The 6,854-nt window shown below is 73.7% G+C and carries 8 protein-coding genes; 2 read left to right on the top strand and 6 right to left on the bottom strand.

Going from position 1 to position 6,854, the window contains the following annotated elements; translation table 11 throughout:
* Positions 1–1,510, top strand: a 1,510-nt coding sequence (locus EBH09_RS03245; protein WP_238697169.1) for an RICIN domain-containing protein, incomplete at its 5' end; no start/stop codon positions are given.
* A gap of 162 nt (positions 1,511–1,672) precedes the next feature.
* On the opposite strand, the gene EBH09_RS03240 is transcribed toward EBH09_RS03245, so the two are convergent.
* A complete protein-coding gene (locus EBH09_RS03240) occupies positions 1,673–2,842 on the bottom strand; it encodes a lactate 2-monooxygenase (protein ID WP_121745490.1) in 1,170 nt (389 codons plus the stop codon).
* A gap of 360 nt (positions 2,843–3,202) precedes the next feature.
* Between EBH09_RS03240 and EBH09_RS03235 the strand changes: the two genes are divergently transcribed.
* A complete protein-coding gene (locus EBH09_RS03235; protein ID WP_121745489.1) occupies positions 3,203–3,637 on the top strand; it encodes a protease inhibitor in 435 nt (144 codons plus the stop codon).
* Between the two features lie 144 nt (positions 3,638–3,781).
* On the opposite strand, the gene EBH09_RS03230 is transcribed toward EBH09_RS03235, so the two are convergent.
* The 5 genes from EBH09_RS03230 to EBH09_RS03210 all read right to left on the bottom strand — a co-directional run.
* On the bottom strand, positions 3,782–4,030 hold the full coding sequence (locus EBH09_RS03230; RefSeq protein WP_193776086.1) for a CDGSH iron-sulfur domain-containing protein: 249 nt from the start codon (positions 4,028–4,030) through the stop codon (positions 3,782–3,784).
* Complete coding sequence (locus tag EBH09_RS03225) at positions 4,011–4,655, bottom strand: HemK2/MTQ2 family protein methyltransferase (RefSeq protein WP_193776085.1); 645 nt, start codon at positions 4,653–4,655, stop codon at positions 4,011–4,013. Before EBH09_RS03225 ends, EBH09_RS03230 begins: the two co-directional genes overlap by 20 nt.
* A 30-nt stretch (positions 4,656–4,685) precedes the next feature.
* Positions 4,686–5,717, bottom strand: a complete 1,032-nt coding sequence (locus EBH09_RS03220; RefSeq protein ID WP_121745487.1) for an iron-containing redox enzyme family protein — start codon at positions 5,715–5,717, stop codon at positions 4,686–4,688.
* A gap of 56 nt (positions 5,718–5,773) precedes the next feature.
* A complete protein-coding gene (locus tag EBH09_RS03215; RefSeq protein ID WP_121745486.1) occupies positions 5,774–5,953 on the bottom strand; it encodes a hypothetical protein in 180 nt (59 codons plus the stop codon).
* A gap of 71 nt (positions 5,954–6,024) precedes the next feature.
* Positions 6,025–6,854 (bottom strand): Ppx/GppA family phosphatase (locus tag EBH09_RS03210; protein WP_121745485.1); only part of this gene is annotated, 830 nt, incomplete at its 5' end.

Raw genomic sequence — 6,854 nt, 5'->3', positions numbered from 1 at the left:
GGAGAGCGAGGCGTCCAGGGCCGCCGCGCTGCTGATGGCACGCCACTGGCAGCCCGCCCACGACTACGCGACCATCTGCCTCGCTACCTCCGCCCAGGTGACCGCCATGGTCACCGCCGCCGCCTGGCACCGGGTCCTGGACCGGCTCGCCCAGGGCGAGCCCGCCACGGCCCTGCGGCCGCGACTGCTGGTGGCCGTCCGGGACACGGTCCGGCAGTGGTCCGCCGACGACGGGATATCCGGCGTTCTTCCGCAGTTGCTCAAACCCGCGGGCGGACGTGGTATGCGGGCGGCGAAGTCCCTGACTCCGGAAAACCGAACGCTTGCCGCACGTGCATTCGCTTCCCTTCCCGGACCGGCCCGTTGTTTGCTGTGGCACACGGAGGTCGAGGGTGAGCCCATAAGCATCCCCGCCGGTCTGCTCGGCATGGATACCGACACCGCGTCGGCCACACTCGAACAAGCGCGTGAGAAATTCCGCGAGGGTTGTCTGCACGCACATCGGCAACTCGCGCCGACCCAGGACTGCCGCTTCCACAGCCGTCTCCTCGACGTCCCGATCCGCCGGGGCGGCGCCCTGCTGCCCGACGTACGGAAACACCTGGCGGACTGCCGCCACTGCCGGCACGCGGCCGAACAACTCGGCCACTTCGAACGCGAGTTGGGCACGCTGATCGCCGAAGCGGTGCTCGGCTGGGGTGCCCGGCGCTATCTCGACTCCCGCCCGGGACGCGCGACGCTGGGTGCGCTCGCCAAGGGCGCCGCACGGCACCGCGGTGGACGCCCCCGGCTGCTGGCCCGGATCCCCGTGCCCGTGCGCGGAGTGCCGGGCCGGTCGCGTTCCGGCCGGTCGGTGCTCAGACAGCTCGGCGCCGCCTCGGCCGGAGTACTGGCGATCGTGCTCGTGGTCAGTGTGTGGTCGTACGACGGCGGTGGCGCCGATCCGGCCGCCTCCACCAGCGCCGTCGGCGAGGACGGCGACACGTCCGGGACCAGCCGCCCGAAGCCGCCCGGCGCGGCCGGGATGCCCACGGCGGCGGACCGGACGCGGCTGCGCAACGTCGCCGCGGACCTGTGCCTCGACGTCCGGGGTGAGCCGAAGGCCGGCGCGGGTGCCCGGCTGGCGAGGTGCTCCGAGGCGTGGACCCAGCAGTGGACCCACGAGGACGACGGGCTGCTGCGCAGCGTCGCCGACCCGGGGCTTTGTCTGGACTCGCAGGCGGACGCCGGAGTCGTCATTCTCGGTACCTGCGCCGACGAGGGCACCGAGCGGGGCGACGACGTCCGCTACGACCTGACCGGGCGGGGGGAGCTGGTGCCGCGCCGGCAGAAGCAGCTCGCCCTCGCCGCCACCACGGGTGTCCCGGACGCCGACATAGTCGTCAAGATCAACGACGGCTCCGACGGCCAGCGCTGGCGGACCGACCCGGTACCGACTGCGGAGGGCTCCCTGTCGATCGCCGGTACCGGCGCCCCGGACGCCCGGCGCGTGGAACTGCCGGGCGGCTGAGGCGGGCCGGGTGGCGTCCGGTGCGTCGGACGGCGCTCCGAAGAGGCGCGGGGCCGTTTCCGCGATGGCGGCGGCGTGCCCCGCGCCGCCACCACGGACGCCCCGTGGGGCGAGTCGGTCGCGGGGACGTCTTCCCGGCGGGTCAGGACGTCCCCCGGCGGGTCAGGCGGGATCCTCGACGAGGTCGGCGGGGCCGGGAGTGTGCGGAGAAGCGTGCCCGGACAGGGCCAGGGTGAGGTCGAGTTCGGCGAGCAGGCAGCGGATCACGTGCTCGACGCCCGCCTGTCCGTCGAGGCCCAGGCCGTAGACGTAGGGGCGGCCGAGAAGCACCGCTCGCGCACCGAGGGCGAGCGCCTTGAAGACGTCGTCACCGGTGCGGACACCGCTGTCGAACAGCACGGTGAGCCGTTCGCCGACCGCCTCCGCCACGCGCGGCAGGGCGTCGGCCGCCGCGACGGAGCCCGCCACCTGACGGCCGCCGTGGTTGGAGACCACCACGCCGTCCATCCCCGCGTCGGCGGCGAGCCGGGCGTCGTCCGGGTGCAGGACGCCCTTGAGGACGATCGGGCCGTCCCAGTTCTCCCGCAGGAACGCCAGATCAGGCCAGGACTTGGCGGGATCGGAGAACATGCCGACGAAGTGCGTCACGGCCGCGTTCGGGTCCTCGTGCACGGGCTTCGCCAGCCCTGCCCGGAACGCCGGGTCGGAGAAGTAGTTGGCGGTGCCCACGCCGTGCAGGAACGGCAGGTACGCCTGGTCGAGATCGCGCGGGCGCCAGGACAGCAGAGGCGTGTCCAGCGTGACGAACAGCGCGCTGTATCCGGCCGCCTTCGCCCGGTCCAGGAAGCTGCGGGCCACCTCGCGGTCCTTCGGCCAGTACAGCTGGAACCAGCGCTCGGCGTCGCCCATCGCCTCGGCGACCTGTTCCATGGGCGTGCTCGACGCCGAGGACAGGATGTACGGCACGCCCTGCGCGGCGGCGGCCCGGGCGGCGGCCGGCTCCGCCTCCGGATGCATGATCGACAGGACACCGACCGGTGCCAGGGCCAGCGGAGCGGGCAGGGAGCGGCCCAGCACCTCGACCGAGAGATCCCGTTCGTGCACGTCCCGCAGCATGCGCGGGACGATCCGGCGCCGGTCGAGGGCCGCCCGGTTGGCGCGCGCGGTGCTGCCGTCACCCGCGCTGCCCGCGACGTATCCGACGGGGCCGGGGCCGAGGCGTCGTTCGGTGAGCTCCTCCAGCCGGGTCAGGTCCGTGGGCAGCCGCGGCACGGCCCCCGTCATCCCGTTGAGATAGATCTCGTACTGGAAGTCCGCCCAGTGCTTCGCCATCCCCAGGTACCGCCTCTCGTCGTCGAGCTCGCGCCGTCAGCGCCATACCGGCGAGTATGCCGAGGTCGGCCGTCAGGGGGAACGGGCCTGTTTCGGGGATGTTTCAGGCCTATTGACAAAGGTGCGGATCACGCCATCCGGCCAGTTCAGGTCTCAATAACCGATCAAGACCCGCCTCGTTCCGGACTTGGAACGTTCGAACTCTGTGACTTCGCGCCACTGATTCAATACGCAAGGTTACCGAAACCCATGGGGTCGAGATGTGTTTCGGCGATGGACTCGGCAGACTCGCGCTCGCCGTTCCGGCACCGACCGAGCTGGGCCGGCGACACTCTCAAATCGAGCGGAAGGATGCACACAATGCGGAACACCGCGCGCTGGGCAGCGACTCTGGGCCTGACGGCCACCGCCGTCTGCGGGCCCCTCGCCGGGGCCTCACTCGCCTCCCCGGCCATCGCCCCCGCGTCGCTCTACGCCCCCTCGGCCCTCGTGCTGACCGTGGGGCACGGAGAGAGCGCTGCCACCGCCGCACCGGTACGCGCGGTCACCCTGACCTGTGCCCCGGAGGCCTCCGGAACCCACCCCGCCGCCGAAGCGGCCTGCGCGGAACTGCGCGGCGCGGGCGGCGACTTCGACGCCCTGGCCGCGGACCCCGGCGTGCTGTGCACCCGGGAGTACGCACCCGTGGTCGTCACCGTCGACGGGGTCTGGCACGGCCGGCACGTCTCCTACGAACGCACCTTCGCCAACGAGTGCGTGAAGAACGCCGGCAGCGCGAGCGTCTTCACGTTCTGAGGACCGGGACCGCCCGGCCCGTGCGGCGTGACCGGCGGCTCGCTACTGGGGAGTGCGAGCGCCGCCGTACGGATCCAGCGGTCCCGCACCGGGAACGGCGGACGGAGTGGGGCCGTCCGCCGTTCTCCCGCAGGACAGGAACCGTCAGCCCGCAGCCCCCGGCCCGTCACCCGGCCCGGACGACCTGGCGCGGTGGCTGGTGTCGCACCAGGGGAAGCGCCGGCTCCGGCGACAGGTGCACAGCGCGACCCGGAAGCGGTCGGACGACACCGTCGTCCCGTCCTCCAGCTCCACCTCCACCGGACCTTCCACCAGCAGCGGCCCCCGGCGCTGGACCTTGACCCGGCGCGCGGCGCCGGACGGGCGAGGGGCGTCAGACGGGGAGTTCGGCACGGACGACCACCAGCTCCTCCTCGTTGTCGGACAGGGACAGCAGGCCGCGCTGCCGCAGCCAGCGCTCCCTGCCGCGCACCACGGGCCCGAACGCGATCCGCTGCCGCCGGGTCACCGCGGCCTTCAGACCCGCCTCACGCAGCAGCCCGACGGTCCGCCCGGGGTCACTGAGCGCCGACTGCACCAGCAGCAGCACACCGCCCGGACGCAGCAGGGCGGGCACCTCCCGGCAGATCCGGTCCAGGACCAGCCGCCCGTCGTGGCCCGCGTCCCAGGCCCGCGCCGCACCCCGCGGCCGACGGCCGTCGCCCGGCGCCGGAACGTAGGGCGGATTGGCCAGCACGAGGTCGAACGGCTCACCGCGCACGGGCGTGAAGAGGTTCCCGTGCCGGACGCGGATCCGCAGTCCGGCCCGCGCGGCGTTCACCCGGGCCGCCCACACCGCGCGCCAGGACACGTCCACCGCGGTCACCCGCGCGCCCCGCCGTGCCGCCGCCAGGGCCAGGGCGCCCGTGCCGGTCCCCACGTCGAGTACGGCCGCGCCGGGTGGGAGCGACTCGTCGGACAGCGCCCCGGCCAGCAGGGCGGTGTCCTCCTGAGGGGCATAGACGCCCGGTAGCACCATGAAATTCACGGAACCCACGTACCCCGGACGTCACGAAATATGGGAGATACCGGAAGGTTCGCGGCGTGGGCCGGACAGCGCTGTGCGCAGGGACGACCGGCCGTCCCGCCAGTCGGCGAGCAGCCGGGCGCCGAAGCGGTCCTCGATGTACCCGGTGGCGTCGATGCCGAAGGCGACGTCCGCCGCGAGGTGCGGCTCCTGCTCCAGCAGGCCGTCGATCACCTCGTGCCGCACGATCTGCTCGTGCACCGCGTCGGCCTCGACGTGCTCGTCGTAGAAGTGCTCGGCGGCGGGCCCGGCGCCGGTGCGGCGCATCGCCTCGGCGAGCCGCCGGGAACCGGGCGACGAGGTGATCTCGACCGCCGCGAAATGGCCCACCAGTGCGCCGCGCAGGGCACGGTGCAGGCCGAACAGGGACATCATGTTCACCGTGGCCAGGCACTCGGCGGAGGCCACGTCGAGATGGCGCCCGTACGTGGTGTCCAGGCCCAGGTCCTGCATCAGGTCGGCGAACAGGCGGGCGTGCACCCGGTCGGACCGGCCACCGCCGTACTCGTCGAACTCCACCGCCGCCATCGCCGCCTTCGCGCGCCCCCACAGCCGGGGCAGCACCCAGGCGTGCGGGTCGGCCTCCTTCAGGTGGTACAGGGAGCGCTGGGCCGCGTACTCGCGCAGGTGCCACAACTCGCCCTCGTCCCGCAGGAAGTGGCTGACGCCCTTCCCGTCGACCGGTTCGACGAGCAGCGCCCCGACCGCTTCCTCCACGCTGTCGTGGACTTCGGTGTCGGCGCGCAGCGCGGACAGGAAGCGGTGCTCCAGCGCGGCCCGGGTGCGCAGCAGGTCCGGGTCCCACTCGAGGCCGGGGGAGACACCGGCGAAACCCCGGTAATGCAACTCGTAGCACTGGTACAGGGCGAGCTGGAGGTCGTCGCCGTACGCCTGCGCGGCGGCGACGTCCTCCGGGCCGGGCAGCGGGCCCGTCCCGAGCAGGTACGCGCCGACGGCCGCGGAGAGCGGGCCCCGGGCCGTCGGCAGCTGTGGTCCTTCGCGGTCGTACTCCATGGAGTCGCGAGTACCCGGAGACCACCGTGGCACCCCCGACCGCGCTCAGTGGCGCGTCACTCGCCCTCGGCGTCCTTCTGGGCCCCGGGGTTGGGCGAGGTGGCGTCGCCCGCCTCGCCCCGGCGCGGGCCCTCGCCGGACTCCGCGTCGCGGGGCCTGGCCTCCTCGATCTCGCGCAGAACCTCCTCGATGGCCGTCTCGGGCTGCTTGTGGTCGCGGTCGTCGTTCTGGGACACGAAGGTCTCCTCTTCGTCGCACTGTTCGTTCGTTCCCGTCCTGTCCCGGCCGGGCAGGACCGGTCGCGTGGTCAGCCGGGCGTGCCCGCGACGCGCAGGGGCACCGGAGCCAGCATGTGCGCCTCTTCGTTGCGGCGGGTTACCTCCGCCCACCAGGACGGACCGTCCTCGATGTGGCGCAGCAGGACGCCCTCGCGGATCGCCCAGGGACAGAGCGTGACCGTTTCCAGTCCGGTCAGCTTCATCGCCGTGTGCCCGACCACCGCCCCGGCCAGACTCTGCGCCGCCCGCGGTGCGGAGATGCCGGGCAGCCGGGCCCGCTCGGCGGCGCTCAGCGCGGCCAGCCGGCCGATCGCCTCGCCCAGGTCCGAGCAGCGCATCTGCCGCTCCACGAAGGGGCCGTGCCGGCCCGGCAGGGCCCCGCACAGCCGTCCGAGCTGCTGGAAGGTCCGCGAGGTGGCCACCGCGGTACGCGGCCCCTCCCAGCGGATCCGCGCCGCGACGTCCCGCAGCTGATGGCGGACCTTGCGGCGCAGCGCCCGGACCTGCTCCGGCTGCGGCGCGTCCTCGCCGCCGTCGAGGAACTCGTGGGTCAGGCGTGCCGCGCCCAGTGGCAGCGAGGCCACGAAGTCGGGCAGCCGGCCACGGCCGAAGGCGACCTCCAGTGAGCCGCCGCCTATGTCGAGCAGGGCGAGCGGTCCCGCCCGCCAGCCCATCCAGCGCCGGGCCCCGAGGAACGTCAGCTCCGCCTCCACCTCGCCCGGCAGGGTGCACAGGGAGATGCCCGTACGGGCCCGGACGGTGCGCAGCACCTCGTGGCGGTTGGGCGCGGCGCGCACCACGGCGGTCGCGAAGGCCAGCGGGTCGGCCGCTCCCCAGCGGGCCGCCGTCCGGCTCGCGT

The organism is Streptomyces sp. E2N166 (genome assembly GCF_003671715.1).
Lineage (GTDB): Bacteria > Actinomycetota > Actinomycetes > Streptomycetales > Streptomycetaceae > Streptomyces > Streptomyces thinghirensis.
This window is presented reverse-complemented; position numbering and strand designations above follow the sequence as displayed.